Annotated in this window: 19 protein-coding genes, 2 tRNA genes and 3 rRNA genes; 19 read left to right on the top strand and 5 right to left on the bottom strand. The window is 52.5% G+C overall.

Annotated elements, in window-relative coordinates; all coding sequences use genetic code 11:
* Positions 1–68 precede the first annotated feature (68 nt).
* Genes tatA through tatD form a run of 4 tightly spaced genes read left to right on the top strand, consistent with a single transcriptional unit; the run spans position 69 to position 2,493 of the window.
* Positions 69–323, top strand: a complete 255-nt coding sequence (gene tatA, locus IB222_RS22740; protein ID WP_003017888.1) for a Sec-independent protein translocase subunit TatA — start codon at positions 69–71, stop codon at positions 321–323.
* Between the two features lie 3 nt (positions 324–326).
* The gene (gene tatB / locus IB222_RS22735; protein WP_003828913.1) at positions 327–875 is read left to right on the top strand and encodes a Sec-independent protein translocase protein TatB; all 549 of its coding nucleotides are present in this window, start codon (positions 327–329) and stop codon (positions 873–875) included.
* Between the two features lie 2 nt (positions 876–877).
* Positions 878–1,669 carry a Sec-independent protein translocase subunit TatC gene (gene tatC, locus IB222_RS22730; protein WP_016155142.1) on the top strand — a complete coding sequence of 264 codons (792 nt, stop codon included), beginning with the start codon at positions 878–880 and terminating at the stop codon, positions 1,667–1,669.
* A gap of 41 nt (positions 1,670–1,710) precedes the next feature.
* Positions 1,711–2,493 carry a 3'-5' ssDNA/RNA exonuclease TatD gene (gene tatD, locus IB222_RS22725; protein WP_003841237.1) on the top strand — a complete coding sequence of 261 codons (783 nt, stop codon included), beginning with the start codon at positions 1,711–1,713 and terminating at the stop codon, positions 2,491–2,493.
* 5 nt (positions 2,494–2,498) lie between these two features.
* On the opposite strand, the gene rfaH is transcribed toward tatD, so the two are convergent.
* The gene (gene rfaH, locus IB222_RS22720) at positions 2,499–2,987 is read right to left on the bottom strand and encodes a transcription/translation regulatory transformer protein RfaH (protein ID WP_003017881.1); all 489 of its coding nucleotides are present in this window, start codon (positions 2,985–2,987) and stop codon (positions 2,499–2,501) included.
* Between the two features lie 204 nt (positions 2,988–3,191).
* Here rfaH and ubiD point away from each other — a divergent pair, with 204 nt between their 5' ends.
* From ubiD to IB222_RS22700, 4 genes are all read left to right on the top strand, one after another.
* Complete coding sequence (gene ubiD / locus IB222_RS22715) at positions 3,192–4,685, top strand: 4-hydroxy-3-polyprenylbenzoate decarboxylase (protein ID WP_003828905.1); 1,494 nt, start codon at positions 3,192–3,194, stop codon at positions 4,683–4,685.
* A 40-nt stretch (positions 4,686–4,725) separates the two neighbouring features.
* Positions 4,726–5,427 (top strand): NAD(P)H-flavin reductase, encoded by a 702-nt coding sequence (gene fre, locus IB222_RS22710; RefSeq protein WP_003828903.1) that lies wholly within the window; start codon positions 4,726–4,728, stop codon positions 5,425–5,427.
* Positions 5,428–5,655: 228 nt separating this feature from the next.
* On the top strand, positions 5,656–6,552 hold the full coding sequence (locus tag IB222_RS22705) for an ROK family protein (RefSeq protein WP_148362622.1): 897 nt from the start codon (positions 5,656–5,658) through the stop codon (positions 6,550–6,552).
* A gap of 26 nt (positions 6,553–6,578) precedes the next feature.
* Complete coding sequence (locus IB222_RS22700; protein ID WP_149384961.1) at positions 6,579–7,559, top strand: LacI family DNA-binding transcriptional regulator; 981 nt, start codon at positions 6,579–6,581, stop codon at positions 7,557–7,559.
* 155 nt (positions 7,560–7,714) lie between these two features.
* Here the strand turns inward: IB222_RS22700 and fadA are convergent, their stop codons facing one another.
* Together fadA and fadB are read right to left on the bottom strand one after the other, a co-directional pair.
* The gene (fadA, locus tag IB222_RS22695) at positions 7,715–8,878 is read right to left on the bottom strand and encodes an acetyl-CoA C-acyltransferase FadA (RefSeq protein ID WP_003828895.1); all 1,164 of its coding nucleotides are present in this window, start codon (positions 8,876–8,878) and stop codon (positions 7,715–7,717) included.
* A 9-nt stretch (positions 8,879–8,887) separates the two neighbouring features.
* On the bottom strand, positions 8,888–11,077 hold the full coding sequence (fadB, locus tag IB222_RS22690; RefSeq protein WP_126319667.1) for a fatty acid oxidation complex subunit alpha FadB: 2,190 nt from the start codon (positions 11,075–11,077) through the stop codon (positions 8,888–8,890).
* Positions 11,078–11,265: 188 nt separating this feature from the next.
* On the opposite strand from fadB, the gene pepQ reads away from it, so the two are divergent.
* The 9 genes from pepQ to rrf all read left to right on the top strand — a co-directional run bounded on the left by pepQ (position 11,266) and on the right by rrf (position 20,837).
* Entirely contained in the window at positions 11,266–12,597 is a 1,332-nt protein-coding gene (pepQ, locus tag IB222_RS22685) for a Xaa-Pro dipeptidase (protein WP_032950648.1), read from the top strand.
* Entirely contained in the window at positions 12,597–13,211 is a 615-nt protein-coding gene (locus IB222_RS22680; RefSeq protein WP_003017851.1) for an IMPACT family protein, read from the top strand. The genes pepQ and IB222_RS22680 overlap by 1 nt, the downstream gene beginning before the upstream one ends.
* 38 nt (positions 13,212–13,249) lie before the next feature.
* Complete coding sequence (trkH, locus tag IB222_RS22675; protein WP_003017848.1) at positions 13,250–14,701, top strand: Trk system potassium transporter TrkH; 1,452 nt, start codon at positions 13,250–13,252, stop codon at positions 14,699–14,701.
* Between the two features lie 11 nt (positions 14,702–14,712).
* On the top strand, positions 14,713–15,258 hold the full coding sequence (hemG, locus tag IB222_RS22670; protein ID WP_003828882.1) for a menaquinone-dependent protoporphyrinogen IX dehydrogenase: 546 nt from the start codon (positions 14,713–14,715) through the stop codon (positions 15,256–15,258).
* 378 nt (positions 15,259–15,636) lie between these two features.
* Positions 15,637–17,178 (top strand): 16S ribosomal RNA (locus tag IB222_RS22665).
* A gap of 71 nt (positions 17,179–17,249) precedes the next feature.
* Positions 17,250–17,326 (top strand) — tRNA-Ile (locus tag IB222_RS22660).
* 105 nt (positions 17,327–17,431) lie between these two features.
* Positions 17,432–17,507, top strand: a tRNA-Ala gene (locus tag IB222_RS22655).
* Between the two features lie 209 nt (positions 17,508–17,716).
* A 23S ribosomal RNA gene (locus IB222_RS22650) occupies positions 17,717–20,624 on the top strand.
* Between the two features lie 97 nt (positions 20,625–20,721).
* Positions 20,722–20,837: ribosomal RNA gene (rrf, locus tag IB222_RS22645) — 5S ribosomal RNA — on the top strand.
* The 16S, 23S and 5S rRNA genes sit together here with 2 tRNA genes alongside, the layout of an rRNA operon.
* A 168-nt stretch (positions 20,838–21,005) precedes the next feature.
* Here rrf and mobB read toward each other — a convergent pair.
* Together mobB and mobA are read right to left on the bottom strand one after the other, a co-directional pair.
* Complete coding sequence (mobB, locus tag IB222_RS22640; RefSeq protein WP_149385180.1) at positions 21,006–21,509, bottom strand: molybdopterin-guanine dinucleotide biosynthesis protein MobB; 504 nt, start codon at positions 21,507–21,509, stop codon at positions 21,006–21,008.
* The gene (gene mobA / locus IB222_RS22635; RefSeq protein ID WP_003825335.1) at positions 21,506–22,090 is read right to left on the bottom strand and encodes a molybdenum cofactor guanylyltransferase MobA; all 585 of its coding nucleotides are present in this window, start codon (positions 22,088–22,090) and stop codon (positions 21,506–21,508) included. Before mobA ends, mobB begins: the two co-directional genes overlap by 4 nt.
* A gap of 69 nt (positions 22,091–22,159) precedes the next feature.
* Between mobA and IB222_RS22630 the strand changes: the two genes are divergently transcribed.
* Together IB222_RS22630 and IB222_RS22625 are read left to right on the top strand one after the other, a co-directional pair.
* Positions 22,160–22,429, top strand: coding sequence for a YihD family protein (locus IB222_RS22630; protein WP_003028616.1), 270 nt, complete (start codon positions 22,160–22,162; stop codon positions 22,427–22,429).
* Between the two features lie 76 nt (positions 22,430–22,505).
* On the top strand, positions 22,506–23,492 hold the full coding sequence (locus IB222_RS22625; protein WP_149385181.1) for a serine/threonine protein kinase: 987 nt from the start codon (positions 22,506–22,508) through the stop codon (positions 23,490–23,492).
* The last annotated feature ends 10 nt before the right edge of the window (positions 23,493–23,502 follow it).

Genomic DNA, 23,502 nt, shown 5'->3' with positions numbered 1-23,502 from the left:
GCCCAAGGCAGGTCGTGTAACGTATACTACGGCCTTATTAATTCATCATCTATGACAGAGGAACATGTATGGGTGGTATCAGTATTTGGCAGTTGTTGATCATTGCCGTCATCGTTGTACTGCTATTTGGCACCAAGAAACTCGGCTCCATCGGTTCCGATCTTGGCGCGTCGATCAAAGGCTTCAAAAAAGCGATGGGTGATGATGAGCCTAAACAAGATAAAACCAGCCAGGACGCTGATTTTACTGCTAAATCCATCACCGATAAGCAGGGTGAAGTGAAAAAGGAAGACGCCAAAAGCCAAGATAAAGAGCAGGTATAATCCGTGTTTGATATCGGTTTTAGCGAACTGTTATTGGTGTTCGTGATCGGCCTCATTGTTCTGGGGCCGCAACGATTACCTGTAGCGGTAAAAACGGTTGCTGGCTGGGTTCGCGCTTTGCGTTCCCTTGCAACTACTGTTCAGAATGAACTGACCCAGGAGCTTAAGCTTCAGGAGTTTCAGGACAGCCTGAAGAAAGTAGAGAAAGCGAGCCTGACAAATCTGACCCCGGAGCTGAAAGCGTCAATGGATGAGCTGCGTGAAGCGGCGGAATCGATGAAGCGTTCTTACAGCGTGCACGATCCTGAGAAAGCGAGCGATGAAGCGCACACTATCCATAATCCGGTGGTGAAAGACGGTGAAGCGCAGCGAGAAGGGGTCACCCCTGCCGCCGCTGAAAACCAGGCCAGTTCGCCGGAGCAAAAACCGGAATCCGCGGGTGCTAAAACGCCAGAGCAGACGGAAAACACTTCCGCCACGTTGATGGATGCAGAAAAGAAAGCTGCCGCACCTGTTGTCGAATCCTCCCCCTCGTCGAGTGATAAACCGTAAACATGGCTGTAGAAGATACCCAACCGCTCATTACGCATCTTATCGAGCTGCGTAAGCGACTCCTGAACTGCATTATTGCGGTTATCGTGATCTTTCTGGCGTTGGTTTACTTTGCCAACGACATTTACCATATGGTTGCGGCGCCGCTGATTAAACAGATGCCGCAGGGTGCAACGATGATCGCCACCGATGTGGCCTCGCCGTTCTTTACCCCAATAAAGTTGACCTTCATGGTGTCGCTGATCCTGTCAGCGCCAGTGATCCTCTACCAGGTGTGGGCATTTATTGCGCCTGCTTTGTATAAACATGAACGTCGACTGGTTGTGCCGCTGCTGGTTTCCAGTTCGTTGTTGTTCTACATCGGCATGGCATTCGCCTATTTTGTCGTCTTTCCGTTGGCGTTTGGTTTTCTGGCCAACACGGCTCCGCAAGGCGTGCAGGTATCGACGGACATTGCCAGCTATCTCAGTTTCGTAATGGCGCTGTTTATGGCTTTCGGTGTCTCTTTTGAGGTTCCGGTCGCCATCGTGCTGCTATGCTGGATGGGCATTACGACGCCTGATGATTTACGCAAGAAACGCCCTTACGTTGTGGTGGGCGCATTTGTCGTCGGGATGCTACTGACCCCGCCAGATGTCTTCTCGCAAACGTTGTTGGCGATACCGATGTACTGTCTGTTTGAAGTGGGCGTTTTCTTCTCTCGTTTCTATGTCGGTAAGCGACGTACGCGAGATGAGGACAACGAGGCTGAAGAAGCAAAAGAAGCCGAAGCCACCGAGAAAACAGAAGAGTAAATTCAACCGCCCGTCAGGGCGGTTGTCATATGGGAGGTAGCATGTTTGATATTGGCGTTAATTTAACCAGTTCACAATTTGCGAAAGACAGGGATGATGTTGTGGCGCGCGCCTTTGCTGCGGGCGTAAACGGTATGCTTCTGACCGGAACAAACCTGCACGAAAGCCAGCAGGCGCTGAAGTTGGCGCAACATTATCCACATTGCTGGTCCACGGCTGGCGTGCACCCGCATGACAGTAGCCAATGGCAATCCTCAACGGAAGACGAGATTATCGCGCTGGCAAACCAGTCTGAGGTGGTCGCTATTGGCGAGTGCGGTCTGGATTTCAATCGAAATTTCTCCACGCCGCAGGAGCAGGAACGTGCTTTTGAGGCGCAGCTGCGCATTGCTGCTGAACTGCAGATGCCGATTTTCATGCATTGTCGGGACGCCCATGAGCGTTTTCTGACGTTGCTGGAGCCGTGGCTGGATAGCCTCCCGGGCGCGGTGCTGCACTGTTTTACCGGAACGCGGCAGGAGATGCAGGACTGTGTGGACCGAGGGCTTTATATTGGTATTACCGGCTGGGTCTGTGATGAGCGTCGGGGGATGGAACTGCGGGAACTGCTGCCGTTTATTCCGGTAGAAAGACTACTGATCGAAACTGATGCGCCTTACCTACTTCCTCGCGACTTAACGCCTAAACCGACGTCACGGCGCAATGAACCGGCGCACCTGCCACATATTCTTGAGCGTATTGCCCACTGGCGCGGAGAAGATCCTCAATGGCTGTCAGCAACCATTGATGCTAACGTCAGAACGCTGTTCGAAGTGACCTTCTAAACGGCTTAAATTTTTCGAAAGCCGGTATTTTTCACGCTCTGCTTAACCTCTTTATTCAACAGGTTAAGCAGTAGCATGGAACGCGCTTCGCCATCCGGTTCGGTGAAGATCGCTTTTAGCCCCTCAAACGCCCCTTCAGTAATAATCACGCTGTCCCCTGGCTGAGGAGTTTGCGGGTCAACAATTCCTTCAGGCTTGTAGATAGAAAGCTGGTGAATAACGGGAGAAGGGACGGTCGCAGGCGTCGCGCCAAAACGGACGAAATGGCTGACACCACGCGTGGCATTGATAGTGGTGGTGTGGATCACTTCCGGGTCGAACTCGACAAACATGTAATTAGGGAATAGTGGTTCACTGACTGTGGTACGTTTACCGCGCACTATTTTTTCCAGGGTGATCATAGGCGTCAGACAGTTCACCGCCTGTCTTTCCAGGTGTTCCTGGGCTCGCTGAAGTTGCCCACGTTTGCAGTACAGTAAATACCAGGATTGCATAATAACTCTTATCCGCTTGTTCTGAGCGCCAGCATAGCAAAAGCCATGCGTTAAGTTAATTATACCCGCCTCAACGCAGGCTGAAACCCAATGGGTATATACGCCCGGGGCTTATATGTATCGCCAGAGTTCACGCTAATTTAACAAAAATACAGCATCACAATGATGAACGCCGTATAATGAAGCGCTTACGAAGAGGCCACAATGGACGCCATGAAATATCACGATTTACGCGACTTCCTGACGCTGCTTGAACAGCAGGGCGAGCTCAAACGCATTTCGCTTGAGGTGGATCCCCACCTGGAAATTACTGAAATTGCCGATCGCACCCTGCGTGCCGGTGGGCCTGCGTTGCTGTTTGAGAATCCGAAAGGCTATTCAATGCCGGTGCTGTGTAACCTGTTTGGCACACCAAAACGTGTTGCGATGGGGATGGGACAAGAAGATGTCTCGGCGCTACGAGAAGTCGGTAAACTGTTGGCGTTTTTGAAAGAGCCAGAGCCACCGAAAGGATTCCGCGATCTGTTTGATAAGCTGCCGCAGTTTAAGCAGGTGTTGAACATGCCGACTAAGCGGTTGCGCGGTGCACCTTGTCAGCAAAAAATCTACTCGGGCGATGACGTTGATTTAAACCGCATTCCGATTATGACCTGCTGGCCGGAAGATGCCGCGCCGCTGATTACCTGGGGGCTCACCGTAACGCGTGGTCCGCATAAAGAGCGGCAGAATCTGGGCATCTATCGTCAGCAGCTGATTGGCAAAAACAAGCTCATTATGCGCTGGTTGTCCCATCGCGGCGGTGCGCTTGATTATCAGGAGTGGTGCGCGGCGCATCCTGGTGAACGTTTCCCGGTTTCAGTGGCGTTAGGAGCCGATCCTGCGACCATTCTGGGGGCCGTGACGCCGGTTCCTGATACATTATCCGAGTACGCATTTGCCGGGCTGTTGCGCGGAACCAAGACCGAAGTAGTTAAATGTATTTCCAACGACCTGGAAGTGCCTGCCAGTGCAGAAATCGTGCTGGAAGGGTACATTGAACCGGGCGAGCTGGCTCCGGAAGGGCCGTATGGCGATCATACCGGCTACTACAACGAAGTAGATAGCTTCCCGGTCTTTACCGTCACGCACATTACCCAGCGTGAAGATGCAATTTATCACTCTACCTATACCGGACGCCCGCCAGATGAACCCGCGGTGCTCGGCGTGGCGCTGAACGAAGTCTTCGTGCCGATTCTGCAAAAGCAGTTCCCGGAAATCGTCGATTTTTATCTACCTCCGGAAGGCTGTTCATATCGCCTGGCCGTCGTGACGATGAAAAAACAGTACGCTGGCCATGCCAAACGCGTCATGATGGGTGTTTGGTCGTTTTTGCGTCAGTTTATGTACACCAAATTTGTTATTGTTTGCGATGATGACGTCAACGCACGTGACTGGAATGATGTGATTTGGGCAATTACTACCCGTATGGATCCGGCCCGGGATACGGTACTGGTAGAGAATACGCCAATTGATTACCTGGACTTTGCCTCGCCGGTTTCCGGCCTTGGTTCAAAAATGGGGCTGGATGCCACAAATAAATGGCCGGGCGAAACCCAACGTGAATGGGGACGTCCGATTAAAAAAGATCCTGAAGTGACTGCGCGCATTGACGCAATTTGGGATGAACTGGCCATCTTTAATGACGGCAAAAGCGCCTGAGGCGCGATCGTTTTGCCTATTGATCCGACAGAGAGAGCGCATGACAACCTTAAGCTGTAAAGTGACCTCGGTAGAAGCTATCACTGACACCGTATATCGCGTTCGTTTAGTGCCAGACGCGGCGTTTTCCTTTCGTGCTGGCCAGTATTTAATGGTCGTGATGGACGAAAGGGATAAGCGTCCGTTCTCCATGGCATCAACGCCGGACGAGCAAGGATTCATTGAGCTGCACGTTGGCGCCTCTGAGCTAAATCTTTATGCCATGGCCGTGATGGACCGTATTCTGAAAGACCGGGAGATCAAGGTCGACATTCCGCATGGCGAAGCCTGGCTGCGTGATGAAGACGAGCGCCCGCTGATCCTGATTGCCGGTGGTACAGGGTTCTCTTACGTGCGTTCCATTCTGCTTACCGCGCTGGCGCGCAATCCAAATCGCGATATCACCATTTACTGGGGCGGGCGCGAAGAGAAGCATCTCTACGATCTCTCCGAGCTGGAAGCGCTGTCAGTGAATCACCCGAATTTGCGCGTTGAGCCAGTGGTGGAACAGCCTGAAGACGGCTGGCGTGGTCGTACGGGAACCGTGTTAACGGCAGTATTACAGGATTACGGTACCCTGGCGGAGCATGATATCTACATCGCTGGTCGTTTCGAAATGGCCAAAATCGCGCGCGATCTGTTCTGTAATGAACGCAGTGCGCGTGAAGATCGCCTGTTTGGCGACGCTTTCGCGTTCATTTAAGCGCTGTGCGCCGGAGTCCTTCCGGCGCATTCATCACCAACCTTACTTCTTCTAACAGGGTGCAAGCCCGATCTCGTTGTTTCTCTTTTTTACCACGTTTTTTAGTAAACATATTTTTCCTATCTATTAATCACAAAACTTAGCTTTTGTGACAGGTCTCTTTTTGTTTAGTAAACAAAATTGGCAAACTAGACACAATCAAATTGCGAGGCGCAAACGAGGAAAACCATGAGGCTCGGACTGGATATTGGCGGGACTAAAATCGAAGCGGTGGTGATTGATAACGCGGGTGTAATTGTTTACCGCGAGCGATGCGCGACACCAAAGCAGAGTTACGGTGATTTTTTCCAGGCCGTGACGGAGATGATTGCTAAGGCCAGACTGGCCGTTAATCAGCCTTTATCGGTTGGCATTGGGGTGCCTGGCGCGGTGGATAGCGAGGGGTTAATTAAGAACTCCAACATCCTGGTGCTCAATCAACAGGCCTTTGCGCAAGACCTTGAGCGAGCGTTAGGAATGCCCGTGCCTGTTACTAATGATGCCAACTGCTTTACCTTGTCGGAAGCGATGGACGGTAGCGGACACGGGCATAGCGTGGTATTTGGCGTGATCCTCGGTACCGGTTGCGGCGGTGGACTATGCATCGATAACCGCTTGATCTCTGGACCTAACGCCTGCGCAGGAGAGTGGGGGCATAATGCATTGCCGCGCTACCACGAATCTCAGGACGGGGCTGGAGTGACATGCTATTGCGGACAGTTGAACTGTATTGAGAGCTTTATTTCCGGCAGCGGTCTGGAACGCCAGTACCTGAATCACACCGCGCAGCATGTGGGTGTGCCACAAATTATGCAACAGGTAGAATCGGGTGATGCGGATGCCTGCTTTGTATGGAAACGCTATTGCGATCAACTGGCGCGTGCGTTGGCGGGCGTGGTGAATACGCTCGATCCCGATGTTATCGTGCTAGGGGGCGGGGTATCCAATATCGATTTACTGTATTCGGGTTTACAGGCGCGAGTGGCGCAGTACGTATTTGGTAAGCAGTGCCGCACACCGATTGTTCGGGCCCGTCACGGCGACAGCAGCGGCGTACGCGGTGCGGCCTGGCTGGGGGCACAATAAGCCATAGTAGAATCAATGAGAGTGAAATGACGAAACCTGTACGTATCAGAGATATTGCTGAAGCTTGTGGTGTTTCAGTTGGCGCAGTTTCCCGCGCCCTAAAAGGGCAGCCGGGGCTACGTGAAGACACCCGGCTGCGCATTATTTCTGTGGCGCAGCAGCAGGGTTATGATTTTTCCCGTCTGCATACTGACAAGATCAAACGCGTCCTGTTTTTGCTTCACCGCCAGCACAATATCAGCCGGGCATTGCCGTTTTATTCTCAACTACTGCTGGGGATAGAAGATAACTGTCGTGACCATGGTATTGCGCTGAGCTTTCTCTCCATTGGTCCAGGCGATGCAGTGAGTGAGCAGGTGCTGCTGCACCAGCCTGATGCACTGATCTGTGCCGGATTTTTTGAGCCTGAATTACTTGGCTTGCTGCAACAGATGAAGCTGCCGTTGGTGCTGGTGGATCTCTGGGCGCCGGGCTTGCCTTGCGTGAACCCGGATAACACTCAGGGTGGGTATCTGGCCACGCAACATTTGATTGCACAAGGTCGCAGCCGTATTGCTTTTCTTGCCAGCACGCTTGCGCACTACAGCATCCGTCAGCGCGAGAAGGGCTACCGTCAGGCATTGTATGAGGCCCGTTTGCTGATGCCGCCAGAGTATGAAGCCGTTGCGCCGCCGCTGTTGGATACTGATCAATCTCTTGTTGAGGCGGTAAATGAGCTACTCAGATTGCCGGAGCCGCCCGACGCTATTTTTGCCTATAACGATGCGGCAGCGCTGGTTGTTCAACGGGTGTGCGCACAGCAGGGGATACGCATCCCGGAAGATCTCGCGCTGGTGGGGTTTGATGATATCGATGCTGCGGCCTGGTCACATCCACCACTCACTACTATTGCGGTTGATAAACAACAATTGGGGCGTGAAGCGCTGCGTTTATTGCTGGAAGAAAATCAGGAAGAGAATCTGCTGTTGCCGGTGCAGTTAGTGGTGCGAGGTAGTTCAGGGAAATAAAAAAACCCGCCCCTGACAGGCGGGAAGAACGGCAACTAAATTGTTATACAATGGCATTTGTGTTGTAGGCCGGATAAGACGCATCAGCGTCGCCATCCGGCATAGTCGCCGGGGGCGCTTCGCTTGCCCGGCCTACAATAAGTCACATGCTTTGATTAAACTCGCTCAAATACCGTCGCGATGCCCTGGCCTAACCCGATACACATCGTCGCCAGGCCAAACTGTACGTCTTTGCGTTCCATCAGATTGAGCAAGGTGGTGCTGATACGCGCCCCGGAGCAACCCAGCGGATGACCCAAAGCGATCGCCCCGCCGTTGAGGTTGATCTTCTCATCGATCTGCTCCATCAGCCCCAGATCTTTAATGCACGGCAGGATCTGAGCGGCAAAGGCTTCGTTCATCTCAAACAAACCGATATCGCTGGTGGAGAGTCCCGCTTTTTTCAGCGCCAGTTTTGAGGCCGGAACCGGACCATAACCCATAATTGACGGGTCACAGCCAACAACAGCCATCGAACGGATTCGGGCACGCGGCGTCAGACCCAGCTCACGGGCGCGGCTTTCGCTCATGACCAGCATCGCTGCTGCGCCGTCGGAGAGCGCGGAGGAGGTACCGGCAGTGACCGTTCCGCTAACCGGATCGAACGCCGGGCGCAGGGTGGAGAGCGCTTCAACGGTTGTCTCTGGGCGGATAACCTCATCGTAGTTAAACTGCTTCAGCACGCCGTCGGCATCATGGCCACCGGTCGGGATGATTTCGTTTTTAAATGCGCCAGACTGTGTTGCAGCCCAGGCACGAGCATGTGAACGTGCGGCGAAAGCGTCCTGCATTTCACGGCTGATGCCGTGCATGCGAGAGAGCATTTCCGCAGTCAGACCCATCATTCCCGCGGCTTTTGCCACGTTGCGGCTCATGCCCGGATGGAAATCAACGCCGTGACTCATTGGCACATGGCCCATATGTTCCACGCCGCCAATCAGGCACGCCTGAGCATCGCCGGTCATGATCATACGTGCCGCGTCGTGCAGCGCCTGCATTGATGAACCGCACAAGCGGTTGACCGTGACGGCCGGAACGGAGTGCGGAACTTCCGCCAGCAGCGCGGCGTTACGGGCGATGTTGAAACCCTGCTCCAGCGTTTGCTGCACGCAGCCCCAGTAAATATCATCAAGCGCGGATGGCTCCAGCGCAGGATTTCGCGCCAGCAGGCTACGCATTAAGTGTGCGGAGAGATCTTCTGCCCGCACGTTACGAAACGCTCCCCCTTTCGAACGGCCCATCGGGGTACGGATCGCATCAACAATTACAACCTGTTCCATTGTGACTCCTTAAGCCGTTTTCAGGCTGCCAACCGGGCGGGCAGGCTCAACCTGGGGATAATACGGTTCGTTATGGCGCGCCTTATCACGCAGACCAGCCGGAACTTCATACAGTGCTCCGAGGTGCTGATACTGCTGGGCCATATCGAGATACTTCGCGCTGCCGAGCGTATCCAACCAGCGGAACGCGCCACCATGGAACGGAGGGAAGCCCAGGCCATAAACCAGCGCCATATCGGCTTCTGCCGGGCTGGCGATAATGCCTTCTTCCAGACAACGCACCACTTCGTTGACCATTGGGATCATCATGCGGGCGATAATCTCTTCATCGCTGAAGTCGCGTTTCGGCTGGCTGACTTCTGCCAGCAGATCGTCAACGGTGGCATCCTCTTCTTTCTTCGGCTTGCCCTTGTTGTCTTCTTTATAACGCCAGAATCCAAGACCGTTTTTCTGTCCGAAACGGTTCGCATCAAACAGGGCGTCTATCGCGTCGCGATAATCTTTCTGCATACGCTGAGGGAAGCCTGCGGACATCACTGCCTGCGCGTGATGCGCGGTATCAATTCCCACCACGTCCAGCAGATAAGCCGGGCCCATCGGCCAGCCAAACTGTTTTTCCATGACTTTGTCGATTTTGCGGAAATCCGCCCCATCGCGCAGCAGCTGGCTGAAACCGGCAAAATACGGGAACAGCACGCGGTTCACGAAGAAACCAGGGCAGTCGTTGACCACAATTGGCGTTTTGCCCATCTGGCTTGCCCAGGCGACAACTTTGGCGATGGTTTCATCCGAGCTTTTCTCGCCGCGAATGATCTCAACCAGTGGCATGCGGTGTACTGGGTTAAAGAAGTGCATTCCACAGAAGTTTTCCGGGCGCTTGAGCGCGCTGGCCAGCTCGTTGATTGGGATGGTAGAGGTATTCGACGCCAGTACGGTGCCCGGGCGTACCTGATCTTCGGTTTCCGCCAGTACCGCTTTTTTCACTTTCGGGTTTTCCACGACCGCTTCAACCACCACGTCCACACGCTCAAAACCGCTATAGTCGAGGGTTGGATGAATAGTGGAAATCACGCCCGCCATTTTCAGACCGTCAATTTTGCCGCGCTCAAGCTGTTTGTTCAGCAGCTTGGCCGCTTCGGTCATGCCCAGCGTTAATGATTTGTCGTTGATATCTTTCATGACAACCGGCACGCCTTTCCAGGCTGACTGGTAAGCGATGCCGCCGCCCATAATGCCCGCGCCCAGCACCGCGGCTTGCTTCGGTGCTTCAATATTTTTGGTGAGCTTTTTGGCTTTGGCTTTCACGAACTGATCGTTAAGGAAGATCCCTACCAGCGCGCGGGCTTCACTGGTGTGCGCCAGTGGAACAAAGCTTTTATTTTCCAGATTCAGCGCTTCTTCACGACCAAAACGGGCTGCTGCTTCAATGGTTTTTACCGCGGTAATCGGTGCGGGGTAATGTTTACCAGCCGTCTGCGCTACCATGCCTTTAGCAATGGTAAAGCTCATCGCCGCTTCAATTTTGCTGAGTTTCAACGGCTCCAGTTTCGGCTGACGTTTGGCTTTCCAGTCGAGGTCGCCGTTAATCGCCTGACGTAATACCGCGATCGCGCCATCAAGCAGTTTGTCTTGCTTCACTACGCCATCGACCAGGCCGATTTTTAGCGCCTGCTCAGCACCAACATCCTTACCTGCCGCAATAATTTCCAGCGCGCTGTCCGCACCCAGCATACGTGGCATACGCACGGAGCCGCCAAAGCCCGGCATAATGCCCAGCTTGGTTTCCGGCAGGCCAATGCGCAGGTCCGGCGTTGCCAGACGATAATCGGTTGCCAGAACACACTCGCAGCCGCCACCCAGCGCGTAGCCGTTTACCGCTGACAGGGTCGGAACAGGCAGATCTTCGAGGCGATTAAAGACGCTGTTGGCAAAATGCAGCCACTGGCTCAGTTGTTCTTCAGGCACGAGGAACAGTGAAAGGAATTCGGTGATATCGGCACCAACAATAAAGGCTGCTTTGTTAGAACGCAGCAGCAGCCCTTTTAAATTCGGTTGTTTTTCCAGCACATCAAGCGCATGGCCCAGGCTGGCAACGGTTGCCGTGTCGAGTTTATTGACCGAACCAGGGGCATCGAACACCAGTTCGGCGATGCCATCTTCCAGCCAGTCGAGGTACAGGGTGTCGCCTTTGTAAAGCATGTCAGTCTCCTGAATCCGCAAGGTGATCTGGTCATACCAGATGAATCGAAGTGTGTGTTTTATGTTAATAAAATGCAAATGAATGATTAAAGAAATGACGATTCGATCACGCTCGGCAGAAATCACGCACTCACAAAGCGATGTGCTAAGATGCGGAGACTTGAGGTCAAAAAACAGAAGGATAGAAAATGGAATCGCTGGCCGCACTCTATAAAAATCATATCGTTACCTTACAGGAACGGACGCGCGACGCGCTGGAGCGCTTCAAGCTGGATGCGTTACTTATTCACTCAGGCGAACTTGTTAACGTCTTTCTCGACGATCATCCGTACCCGTTTAAGGTCAATCCGCAATTCAAAGCCTGGGTGCCTGTCACGCAGGTTCCTAACTGCTGGTTGCTGGTGGATGGCGTAAACAAGCCGAAACTGTGGTTCTACTTGCCGGTTGATTACTGGCACAACGTTGAGCCGCTGCCTACTTCCTTCTGGACGGAAGAAATTGAGATCATCGCGCTGCCGAAAGCAGATGGTATCGGTAGCCAACTGCCTGCTGCTCGCGGCAATATCGGTTACATCGGCCCGGTTCCTGAACGTGCACTGCAACTGGACATCGCGGCCAGCAACATCAACCCGAAAGGGGTGATCGACTACCTGCATTATTACCGTGCTTATAAAACTGATTACGAACTGGCCTGTATGCGCGAAGCGCAGAAAATGGCGGTAAATGGACACCGTGCCGCAGAAGAAGCGTTCCGTTCCGGAATGAGCGAGTTTGACATCAACCTCGCTTATCTGACTGCCACCGGTCACCGCGACACCGACGTGCCATACAGCAACATCGTGGCGCTTAACGAGCATGCTTCGGTGCTTCATTACACCAAGCTGGATCATCAGGCACCGTCTGAAATCCGCAGCTTCCTGCTCGACGCTGGTGCGGAATACAACGGTTATGCGGCAGATCTGACGCGTACCTGGTCGGCGAAAAGCGACAATGACTATGCGCATCTGGTGAAAGACGTTAACGACGAAGAGCTGGCGCTGATTGCCACCATGAAAGCAGGCACCAGCTACGTGGATTATCACATTCAGTTCCATCAGCGCATCGCGAAGCTGCTGCGTAAGCATCAAATCATCACTGATATGAGTGAAGAGGCGATGGTGGAAAACGATCTTACCGGGCCGTTTATGCCGCACGGTATTGGCCACCCGCTGGGTCTGCAGGTACATGATGTCGCAGGCTTTATGCAGGATGACAGCGGTACTCATCTGGCTGCGCCGTCGAAGTATCCTTACCTGCGTTGCACCCGCGTACTGCAACCGGGCATGGTTCTGACCATCGAACCGGGCATCTACTTCATTGAATCTCTGCTGGCGCCGTGGCGTGAAGGGCAGTTCAGCAAACACTTCAACTGGCAGAAAATTGAAGCTCTGAAACCGTTCGGCGGTATTCGTATTGAAGACAACGTGGTGGTCCACGAGAACAATATCGAAAACATGACGCGGGATTTGAAACTGGCGTAATGGACAGTTGGTTAATCCCTGCGGCGCCGGTCAGCGTCGTTGAAGAGATCAAAAAAAGCCGCTTCATTACGCTGCTCGCCCATACGGACGGCGTAGAAGCGGCAAAGGCGTTTGTTGAGTCAGTCAAAGCGGAACACCCTGACGCCCGCCACCATTGTGTGGCGTGGGTGGCGGGTGCGCCCAATGACTCGCAGCAACTGGGATTTTCAGACGATGGCGAACCGGCGGGTACGGCAGGTAAACCGATGCTCGCGCAGCTGATGGGGAGCGGCGTCGGCGAGATTACCGCTGTAGTCGTGCGCTACTACGGCGGTATCCTTCTCGGTACTGGAGGGTTGGTAAAAGCCTACGGTGGCGGTGTGAATCAGGCGTTGCGCCAGTTAACGACACAGCGCAAGACGCCATTAACCGAATATACTTTGCAGTGTGAGTACGGTCAGCTGGCAGGCATTGAAGCCTTGCTGGGGCAGTTTGACGGTAAAGTCGTTGCCAGTGATTACCAGGCTTTTGTTCGGCTCAGGGTGGCGCTTCCTTTTGCCAAAGTGGATGAGTTTTCGGCAAAACTGGCGGATTTTAGTCGTGGTTCATTGCAATTGTTAGCGATTGAAGAATAATCCCCACCTCATTTTAAAGAACTAAGGAAGCGGCAGAGATGCATTTTCGCGCCATCACCCGAATCGTTGGACTACTGGTCATCTTATTCTCGGGGACAATGATTATCCCCGGACTGGTAGCGCTCATCTACCGCGATGGGGCAGGGCGTGCATTCACCCAAACTTTCTTCGTTGCTCTGGCGATCGGCTCCATGCTGTGGTGGCCAAACCGTAAAGAGAAGGGTGAACTGAAATCGCGCGAAGGATTTCTGATTGTCGTTTTGTTCTGGACCGTTCTGGGCAGTGTGGGTGCGCTACCGTTCATTTTTGCGGAAAGCCCTAACCTGACGATAACCGACGCTTTTTTTGAATCCTTTTCCGGATTAACCACTACAGGTGCGACGACGCTGGTGGGGCTGGATTCATTGCCACACGCGATTCTCTTTTATCGCCAGATGCTGCAATGGTTCGGCGGGATGGGGATCATCGTGCTGGCGGTGGCTATCCTGCCTATTCTTGGCGTTGGTGGGATGCAGCTCTATCGTGCAGAAATGCCGGGGCCGCTGAAAGATAATAAAATGCGCCCGCGTATTGCCGAAACGGCGAAAACGCTGTGGCTAATCTATGTATTGCTGACGGTGGCGTGCGCGCTGGCGCTATGGTTTGCCGGGATGCCCGCGTTTGACGCCATTGGGCACAGTTTTGCCACAATCGCCATCGGTGGTTTTTCCACACACGATGCCAGTGTGGGGTATTTCGACAGTCCCACGATTAACACTATCATTGCTATCTTCTTGCTGATCTCCGGTTGTAACTATGGTCTGCACTTCTCTTTATTAAGTGGGCGTAGTCTGAAGGTCTACTGGCGGGATCCAGAATTCCGCATGTTTATCGGCGTGCAGTTGACGCTGGTGGCAGTCTGTACGTTGGTGCTATGGATACACAATACCTATGGCTCGGCGCTCACGACGATCAACCAGGCCTTTTTCCAGGTGGTATCGATGGCGACGACCGCCGGATTTACCACGGACAGTATTGCCCGCTGGCCCTTGTTCCTGCCAGTGCTGTTGCTGTGTTCTGCTTTTATCGGCGGCTGTGCCGGGTCGACGGGCGGTGGCTTGAAGGTGATTCGTATCCTGCTGCTGTTTAAGCAGGGTAACCGCGAATTGAAACGACTGGTCCATCCGAATGCGGTTTACAGTATCAAACTGGGTAACCGTGCGTTGCCGGAGCGAATTCTTGAAGCCGTATGGGGATTCTTCTCTGCCTATGCGCTGGTCTTTATTATCAGTATGCTGGCGATTATTGCGACCGGTGTTGATGACTTCTCCGCGTTTGCCTCCGTAGTGGCAACGTTGAATAACCTGGGGCCTGGACTGGGGGTTGTCGCTGACAACTTTGCCAGTATGAACCCTGTGGCGAAGTGGATCCTGATTGCCAATATGCTGTTTGGTCGTCTGGAGGTCTTTACTCTGCTGGTGCTCTTTACCCCTACCTTCTGGCGTGAATAATGGAGTAACACGTGAAAACACTGATTCTTTTTTCTTCCCGGGACGGACAAACGCGTGAAATCGCTGAATATCTGGCTTCTGAACTCAAAGAGCTGGGCGTTTGGGCAGATGTTGTTAATTTGCATCGTACTGCGGAGCCGGACTGGCAAAATTATGACAGCGTGGTAATTGGCGCCTCGATTCGCTACGGTCATTACCATGCTGCTTTTCAGGAGTTTGTGAAAAAGCATGCCACACGGCTGAATTCGATGCCGAGCGCGTTCTACTCCGTAAACCTGGTTGCCCGTAAACCGGAGAAACGTACGCCGCAAACCAACAGCTATGCGCGTAAGTTCCTGATGAGTTCGCCGTGGCGACCAGACCACAGTGCAGTTATTGCGGGTGCTTTGCTGTATCCACGCTATCGCTGGTATGACCGCGTTATGATCCAACTGATAATGAAGATGTCAGGTGGTGAAACGGATACGAATAAAGAAGTGGTGTATACCGATTGGGAACAGGTTGCGAGATTCGCGCGGGAAATAGCCCAATTAACCAACAAAGCGTCGTTAAAATAAGCGTAAAGAATAAAAAATACGCACTCGGAAGATTATTTTAAATTTCCCCTTGTCAGCCTGAAATAACTCCCTATAATGCGCCTCCACTGACACGGAACAACGGATTACAAGCCGCCGGGTCAGCGGGGTTCCACTGAGAACTCCGGCGAAGAAAGCGAAATTAAATGCTTGACTTCGTAGCGGGATGGCGTAATATGCACACCCCGCGCCGCTGAGAAAAAGCGAAGCGGCACTGCTCTTTAACAATTTATCAGACAATCTGTGTGGGCACTCGAAGATACGGATTCTTAACGTCGCAAGACGAAAAATGAATACCAAGTCTCAACGAGTGAACACGTAATTCATTACGAAGTTTAATTCATTGAGCATCAAACTTTTAAATTGAAGAGTTTGATCATGGCTCAGATTGAACGCTGGCGGCAGGCCTAACACATGCAAGTCGAACGGTAGCACAGAGGAGCTTGCTCCTTGGGTGACGAGTGGCGGACGGGTGAGTAATGTCTGGGAAACTGCCCGATGGAGGGGGATAACTACTGGAAACGGTAGCTAATACCGCATAACGTCGCAAGACCAAAGAGGGGGACCTTCGGGCCTCTTGCCATCGGATGTGCCCAGATGGGATTAGCTAGTAGGTGGGGTAACGGCTCACCTAGGCGACGATCCCTAGCTGGTCTGAGAGGATGACCAGCCACACTGGAACTGAGACACGGTCCAGACTCCTACGGGAGGCAGCAGTGGGGAATATTGCACAATGGGCGCAAGCCTGATGCAGCCATGCCGCGTGTATGAAGAAGGCCTTCGGGTTGTAAAGTACTTTCAGCGAGGAGGAAGGTGTTGTGGTTAATAACCGCAGCAATTGACGTTACTCGCAGAAGAAGCACCGGCTAACTCCGTGCCAGCAGCCGCGGTAATACGGAGGGTGCAAGCGTTAATCGGAATTACTGGGCGTAAAGCGCACGCAGGCGGTCTGTCAAGTCGGATGTGAAATCCCCGGGCTCAACCTGGGAACTGCATCCGAAACTGGCAGGCTAGAGTCTTGTAGAGGGGGGTAGAATTCCAGGTGTAGCGGTGAAATGCGTAGAGATCTGGAGGAATACCGGTGGCGAAGGCGGCCCCCTGGACAAAGACTGACGCTCAGGTGCGAAAGCGTGGGGAGCAAACAGGATTAGATACCCTGGTAGTCCACGCCGTAAACGATGTCGACTTGGAGGTTGTGCCCTTGAGGCGTGGCTTCCGGAGCTAACGCGTTAAGTCGACCGCCTGGGGAGTACGGCCGCAAGGTTAAAACTCAAATGAATTGACGGGGGCCCGCACAAGCGGTGGAGCATGTGGTTTAATTCGATGCAACGCGAAGAACCTTACCTACTCTTGACATCCAGAGAACTTAGCAGAGATGCTTTGGTGCCTTCGGGAACTCTGAGACAGGTGCTGCATGGCTGTCGTCAGCTCGTGTTGTGAAATGTTGGGTTAAGTCCCGCAACGAGCGCAACCCTTATCCTTTGTTGCCAGCGGTTCGGCCGGGAACTCAAAGGAGACTGCCAGTGATAAACTGGAGGAAGGTGGGGATGACGTCAAGTCATCATGGCCCTTACGAGTAGGGCTACACACGTGCTACAATGGCATATACAAAGAGAAGCGACCTCGCGAGAGCAAGCGGACCTCATAAAGTATGTCGTAGTCCGGATTGGAGTCTGCAACTCGACTCCATGAAGTCGGAATCGCTAGTAATCGTGGATCAGAATGCCACGGTGAATACGTTCCCGGGCCTTGTACACACCGCCCGTCACACCATGGGAGTGGGTTGCAAAAGAAGTAGGTAGCTTAACCTTCGGGAGGGCGCTTACCACTTTGTGATTCATGACTGGGGTGAAGTCGTAACAAGGTAACCGTAGGGGAACCTGCGGTTGGATCACCTCCTTACCTTAAAGAAACGTTCTTTGTAGTGCTCACACAGATTGTCTGATGAAAATTAGCAGTAAGAAAATCTCTGCAGGCTTGTAGCTCAGGTGGTTAGAGCGCACCCCTGATAAGGGTGAGGTCGGTGGTTCAAGTCCACTCAGGCCTACCAAATTCTTTCTGATACCGCGTTGTGAAACGACTCGCATACTTCAGTATGCTTCACCGTTCCACGCCTTGTCTCAGCAAGAATTAAGGTGAATGAGATAACTACGATGGGGCTATAGCTCAGCTGGGAGAGCGCCTGCCTTGCACGCAGGAGGTCTGCGGTTCGATCCCGCATAGCTCCACCATCCCTTACTGCAAAAACACAAGAAAACTTCAGAGTGTACCTGAAAAGGTTCACTGCGAAGTTTTGCTCTTTAAAAATCTGGATCAAGCTGAAAATTGAAACGACACACTGTTTCATTTCTCCGTAATAAGAAATGAAAAGCGGTGTGTTCGAGTCTCTCAAATTTTTGCAAACCGATGATGAATCGAAAGAAACATCTTCGGGTTGTGAGGTTAAGCGACTAAGCGTACACGGTGGATGCCCTGGCAGTCAGAGGCGATGAAGGACGTGCTAATCTGCGATAAGCGTCGGTAAGGTGATATGAACCGTTATAACCGGCGATTTCCGAATGGGGAAACCCAGTGTGATTCGTCACACTATCATTACGTGAATACATAGCGTAATGAAGCGAACCGGGGGAACTGAAACATCTAAGTACCCCGAGGAAAAGAAATCAACCGAGATTCCCCCAGTAGCGGCGAGCGAACGGGGAGCAGCCCAGAGTCTGAATCAGCATGTGTGTTAGTGGAAGCGTCTGGAAAGTCGCACGATACAGGGTGAAAGTCCCGTACACAAAAGTGCATGTGTTGTGAACTCGAAGAGTAGGGCGGGACACGTGGTATCCTGTCTGAATATGGGGGGACCATCCTCCAAGGCTAAATACTCCTGACTGACCGATAGTGAACCAGTACCGTGAGGGAAAGGCGAAAAGAACCCCGGCGAGGGGAGTGAAAAAGAACCTGAAACCGTGTACGTACAAGCAGTGGGAGCACCCTTTGGGGTGTGACTGCGTACCTTTTGTATAATGGGTCAGCGACTTATATTCTGTAGCAAGGTTAACCGAATAGGGGAGCCGAAGGGAAACCGAGTCTTAACTGGGCGTTAAGTTGCAGGGTATAGACCCGAAACCCGGTGATCTAGCCATGGGCAGGTTGAAGGTTGGGTAACACTAACTGGAGGACCGAACCGACTAATGTTGAAAAATTAGCGGATGACTTGTGGCTGGGGGTGAAAGGCCAATCAAACCGGGAGATAGCTGGTTCTCCCCGAAAGCTATTTAGGTAGCGCCTCGTGAATTCATCTTCGGGGGTAGAGCACTGTTTCGGCTAGGGGGTCATCCCGACTTACCAACCCGATGCAAACTGCGAATACCGAAGAATGTTATCACGGGAGACACACGGCGGGTGCTAACGTCCGTCGTGAAGAGGGAAACAACCCAGACCGCCAGCTAAGGTCCCAAAGTCATGGTTAAGTGGGAAACGATGTGGGAAGGCACAGACAGCCAGGATGTTGGCTTAGAAGCAGCCATCATTTAAAGAAAGCGTAATAGCTCACTGGTCGAGTCGGCCTGCGCGGAAGATGTAACGGGGCTAAACCATGCACCGAAGCTGCGGCAGCGACACTATGTGTTGTTGGGTAGGGGAGCGTTCTGTAAGCCGTTGAAGGTGTACTGTGAGGTATGCTGGAGGTATCAGAAGTGCGAATGCTGACATAAGTAACGATAATGCGGGTGAAAAACCCGCACGCCGGAAGACCAAGGGTTCCTGTCCAACGTTAATCGGGGCAGGGTGAGTCGACCCCTAAGGCGAGGCCGAAAGGCGTAGTCGATGGGAAACAGGTTAATATTCCTGTACTTGGTGTTACTGCGAAGGGGGGACGGAGAAGGCTATGTTAGCCGGGCGACGGTTGTCCCGGTTTAAGCATGTAGGCGGGAAGTTTAGGTAAATCCGGACTTCTTTTAACGCTGAGGTGTGATGACGAGGCACTACGGTGCTGAAGTAACAAATGCCCTGCTTCCAGGAAAAGCCTCTAAGCATCAGGTAACACGAAATCGTACCCCAAACCGACACAGGTGGTCAGGTAGAGAATACCAAGGCGCTTGAGAGAACTCGGGTGAAGGAACTAGGCAAAATGGTGCCGTAACTTCGGGAGAAGGCACGCTGATATGTAGGTGAAGTGGTTTACCCATGGAGCTGAAATCAGTCGAAGATACCAGCTGGCTGCAACTGTTTATTAAAAACACAGCACTGTGCAAACACGAAAGTGGACGTATACGGTGTGACGCCTGCCCGGTGCCGGAAGGTTAATTGATGGGGTTATCCGTAAGGAGAAGCTCTTGATCGAAGCCCCGGTAAACGGCGGCCGTAACTATAACGGTCCTAAGGTAGCGAAATTCCTTGTCGGGTAAGTTCCGACCTGCACGAATGGCGTAATGATGGCCAGGCTGTCTCCACCCGAGACTCAGTGAAATTGAACTCGCTGTGAAGATGCAGTGTACCCGCGGCAAGACGGAAAGACCCCGTGAACCTTTACTATAGCTTGACACTGAACACTGGTCCTTGATGTGTAGGATAGGTGGGAGGCTTTGAAGTGTGGACGCCAGTCTGCATGGAGCCATCCTTGAAATACCACCCTTTAATGGCTGGTGTTCTAACGTAGACCCGTGATCCGGGTTGCGGACAGTGTCTGGTGGGTAGTTTGACTGGGGCGGTCTCCTCCTAAAGAGTAACGGAGGAGCACGAAGGTTAGCTAATCCTGGTCGGACATCAGGAGGTTAGTGCAAAGGCATAAGCTAGCTTGACTGCGAGAGTGACGGCTCGAGCAGGTGCGAAAGCAGGTCTTAGTGATCCGGTGGTTCTGAATGGAAGGGCCATCGCTCAACGGATAAAAGGTACTCCGGGGATAACAGGCTGATACCGCCCAAGAGTTCATATCGACGGCGGTGTTTGGCACCTCGATGTCGGCTCATCACATCCTGGGGCTGAAGTAGGTCCCAAGGGTATGGCTGTTCGCCATTTAAAGTGGTACGCGAGCTGGGTTTAGAACGTCGTGAGACAGTTCGGTCCCTATCTGCCGTGGGCGCTGGAGAATTGAGGGGGGCTGCTCCTAGTACGAGAGGACCGGAGTGGACGCATCACTGGTGTTCGGGTTGTCATGCCAATGGCATTGCCCGGTAGCTAAATGCGGAAGAGATAAGTGCTGAAAGCATCTAAGCACGAAACTTGCCCCGAGATGAGTTCTCCCTGACTCCTTGAGAGTCCTGAAGGAACGTTGAAGACGACGACGTTGATAGGTCGGGTGTGTAAGTGTAGCGATACATTGAGCTAACCGATACTAATGAACCGTGAGGCTTAACCTTACAACGCCGAAGATGTTTTGGCGAAAGAAAGACATCGATTTCAGCCTGATTACAGATGACATCGACATGCTAAAAGCGTGTTGATAAACAGAATTTGCCTGGCGGCTGTAGCGCGGTGGTCCCACCTGACCCCATGCCGAACTCAGAAGTGAAACGCCGTAGCGCCGATGGTAGTGTGGGGTCTCCCCATGCGAGAGTAGGGAACTGCCAGGCATCAATTAAAGTGAAGAAGCCCATCCTGCCGGATGGGCTTTTTTGCGTCTGTGCGGGATGAAAACCGCCGGATGCGGCGTGCCGCCTTATCCGGCCTGCAGGGGCCGGGCTGAACGTATTTTGCAGGCCTGATAAGCGCAGCGCATCAGGCACATCACAACACCACGGTTACCATCTTATCCATTGCGTAACAAAATCAGCAAGTTGCTGTATATCGTTGATATCTAACAATGGAACATCCACCGCCAGCGGAACGTCACTGGCAACTGCGATAACATATTCGTCCATCACCAATTCCTCAGGACTATGCCCGCAGCCTTCGCGAAAAAGTAGGATCTTAGCGACAGGTTCATGCTTAAATCCCTCAACCAATACCATATCCAACGTTGAAGCATCCATCCGGCTTACCAGATACGCTAAATCCAGTTCGGGCTCTTCCGGTGTTTCTACCATTAATGCCCAACGTTGCTGGCTGGCGACCAGCGTTTGTGCTGCACCGGCTTTGCGCAGTTCATAGCTATCTTTACCGGGCTTGTCGACATCCATATTGTGGTGAGTATGTTTAATCAATCCGGGGCGTATACCTCTGGCACGTAGTTCCGGGATCAACTTTTTGAGCAGCGTGGTTTTTCCCGTGCCGCTCCATGCCGCAATGGCGAGTAATGGGATCATGATTTTTCCTGCCATTTTGCGAGCTCTTCGGGGGTGTTCACGTTTACGAACGCATCTTTATGATCGCTGAAATCGACAGCATGACCGCCAGCCAGACGCATAAAGACCATGACACGTCGTTCACCGGACTGAAGATAATCCTGCAGCAAAGGCTGCATAGAGCGGTGCATCAGCGCAATGGTTGGGTGATCTCTTTCCCCATCATGCACCCAGACAACGGGTGCATCTTTACGTTGCTCTTTTAGACGAGCGACCAGATCGTGAGGAATATAGGGCATATCGCACGGGCAAAACAGAAACCACTCCCCCGTTTGCTGCAGGAATACCGATAGCATCCCGGCCAGTGGGCCAGGGAAATCGGCCAAGGAATCGGGAATAACTTTCAGGCCGCTTTGCTGGTATATATCCCGGTGGCGATTGGCATTAACCACCACGGTTTCGACCTGCAAAGCGAGAATGTCGGCCACATGCCGCCAAAGAGGTTTACCGTCCAGTTCAAGCAGACCTTTATCGGTTCCACCCATCCGTCTGGCCTTACCTCCAGCCAGCACAACCCCTGTTATTGCACTATCCAGAATCACTGATATCGCCTCTTTTAATGTGGGATTGACCCTGCTAACGTATCTGTATTGAGCCTAAGGAGCACAACCATGAAATGTAAACGTCTGAATGAAGTTATTGAACTCCTCCAGCCTGCCTGGCAGAAGGAACCCGATCTTAACCTGATGCAATTTTTACAGAAACTGGCGCAAGAGTCAGGTTTTGACGGCGAACTGGCGGATTTAACTGATGACATTCTGATCTATCACCTGAAAATGCGTGACTCGGCGAAAGACGCGGTCATTCCTGGTATTCAGAAAGATTATGAAGAAGATTTTAAAACCGCACTACTCCGCGCACGTGGCGTAATTAAAGAGTAAAAGCTTGTAATCGCCGCCACCGAAAGCGCTGCGAGATGATATCCTGAATCATTCGTAGTATTTTCCGGATGATGGGATGAACGACAACGCTTTTAATTTCCAGACGCTACACCCGGATACCATCATGGATGCACTGTTTGAGCAGGGGATCCGGGTGGACTCCGGGCTTACCCCGCTTAACAGCTATGAAAACCGTGTCTATCAATTCCAGGACGAAGACCGTCGACGCTTTGTCGTTAAGTTTTATCGCCCTGAACGCTGGTCTGTCGATCAGATCCAGGAAGAGCACCAGTTTGCTCTGGAACTGGTAAGCGATGAAGTCCCGGTAGCTGCGCCGTTGGTACTGAACGGCCAAACGCTGTTAAGCCACCAGGGTTTCCATTATGCGATCTTCCCCAGCGTCGGTGGACGCCAGTTTGAAGCCGACAACATCGATCAGATGGAAGCGGTGGGGCGCTATCTCGGGCGTATGCACCAGACCGGAAGCAAGCGTATTTTTACCTTCCGCCCAACGATTGGCCTTGAAGAATACCTGACCGAACCGCGTAAAGTTTTTGAACACGCACAGCTAATCCCATCAGGGCAAAAAGCGGCATTCCTGAAGGCAACGGATGCGCTTATCGCGATCGTTACCGAACGCTGGCATACGCGTTTTACCACATTACGCCTGCACGGTGATTGTCATGCCGGTAATATTCTGTGGCGCGATGGCCCGATGTTTGTCGATTTAGATGATGCCCGAAACGGTCCGGCTATTCAGGATTTATGGATGCTCCTCAATGGTGATAAAGCTGAACAACGTATGCAGCTGGAAACCATTATCGAGGCTTATGAAGAGTTTAGTGAGTTCGACACCTTTGAAATCGGACTGATAGAACCTTTACGCGCTATGCGTTTAGTTTATTATCTTGCCTGGCTAATTCGACGTTGGGCTGACCCTGCATTTCCAAAAAATTTCCCGTGGTTAACTGGGGAAGATTACTGGCATCGTCAGACCGCGACCTTTATTGAGCAGGCAAAAATTCTGCAAGAGCCCCCCTTACAATTAACGCCAATGTATTAATCGGAGAAAC

The sequence above is a fragment of the Citrobacter sp. C13 genome (genome assembly GCF_014596815.2).
Taxonomy (GTDB): Bacteria; Pseudomonadota; Gammaproteobacteria; order Enterobacterales; family Enterobacteriaceae; genus Citrobacter; species Citrobacter portucalensis.
This window is presented reverse-complemented; position numbering and strand designations above follow the sequence as displayed.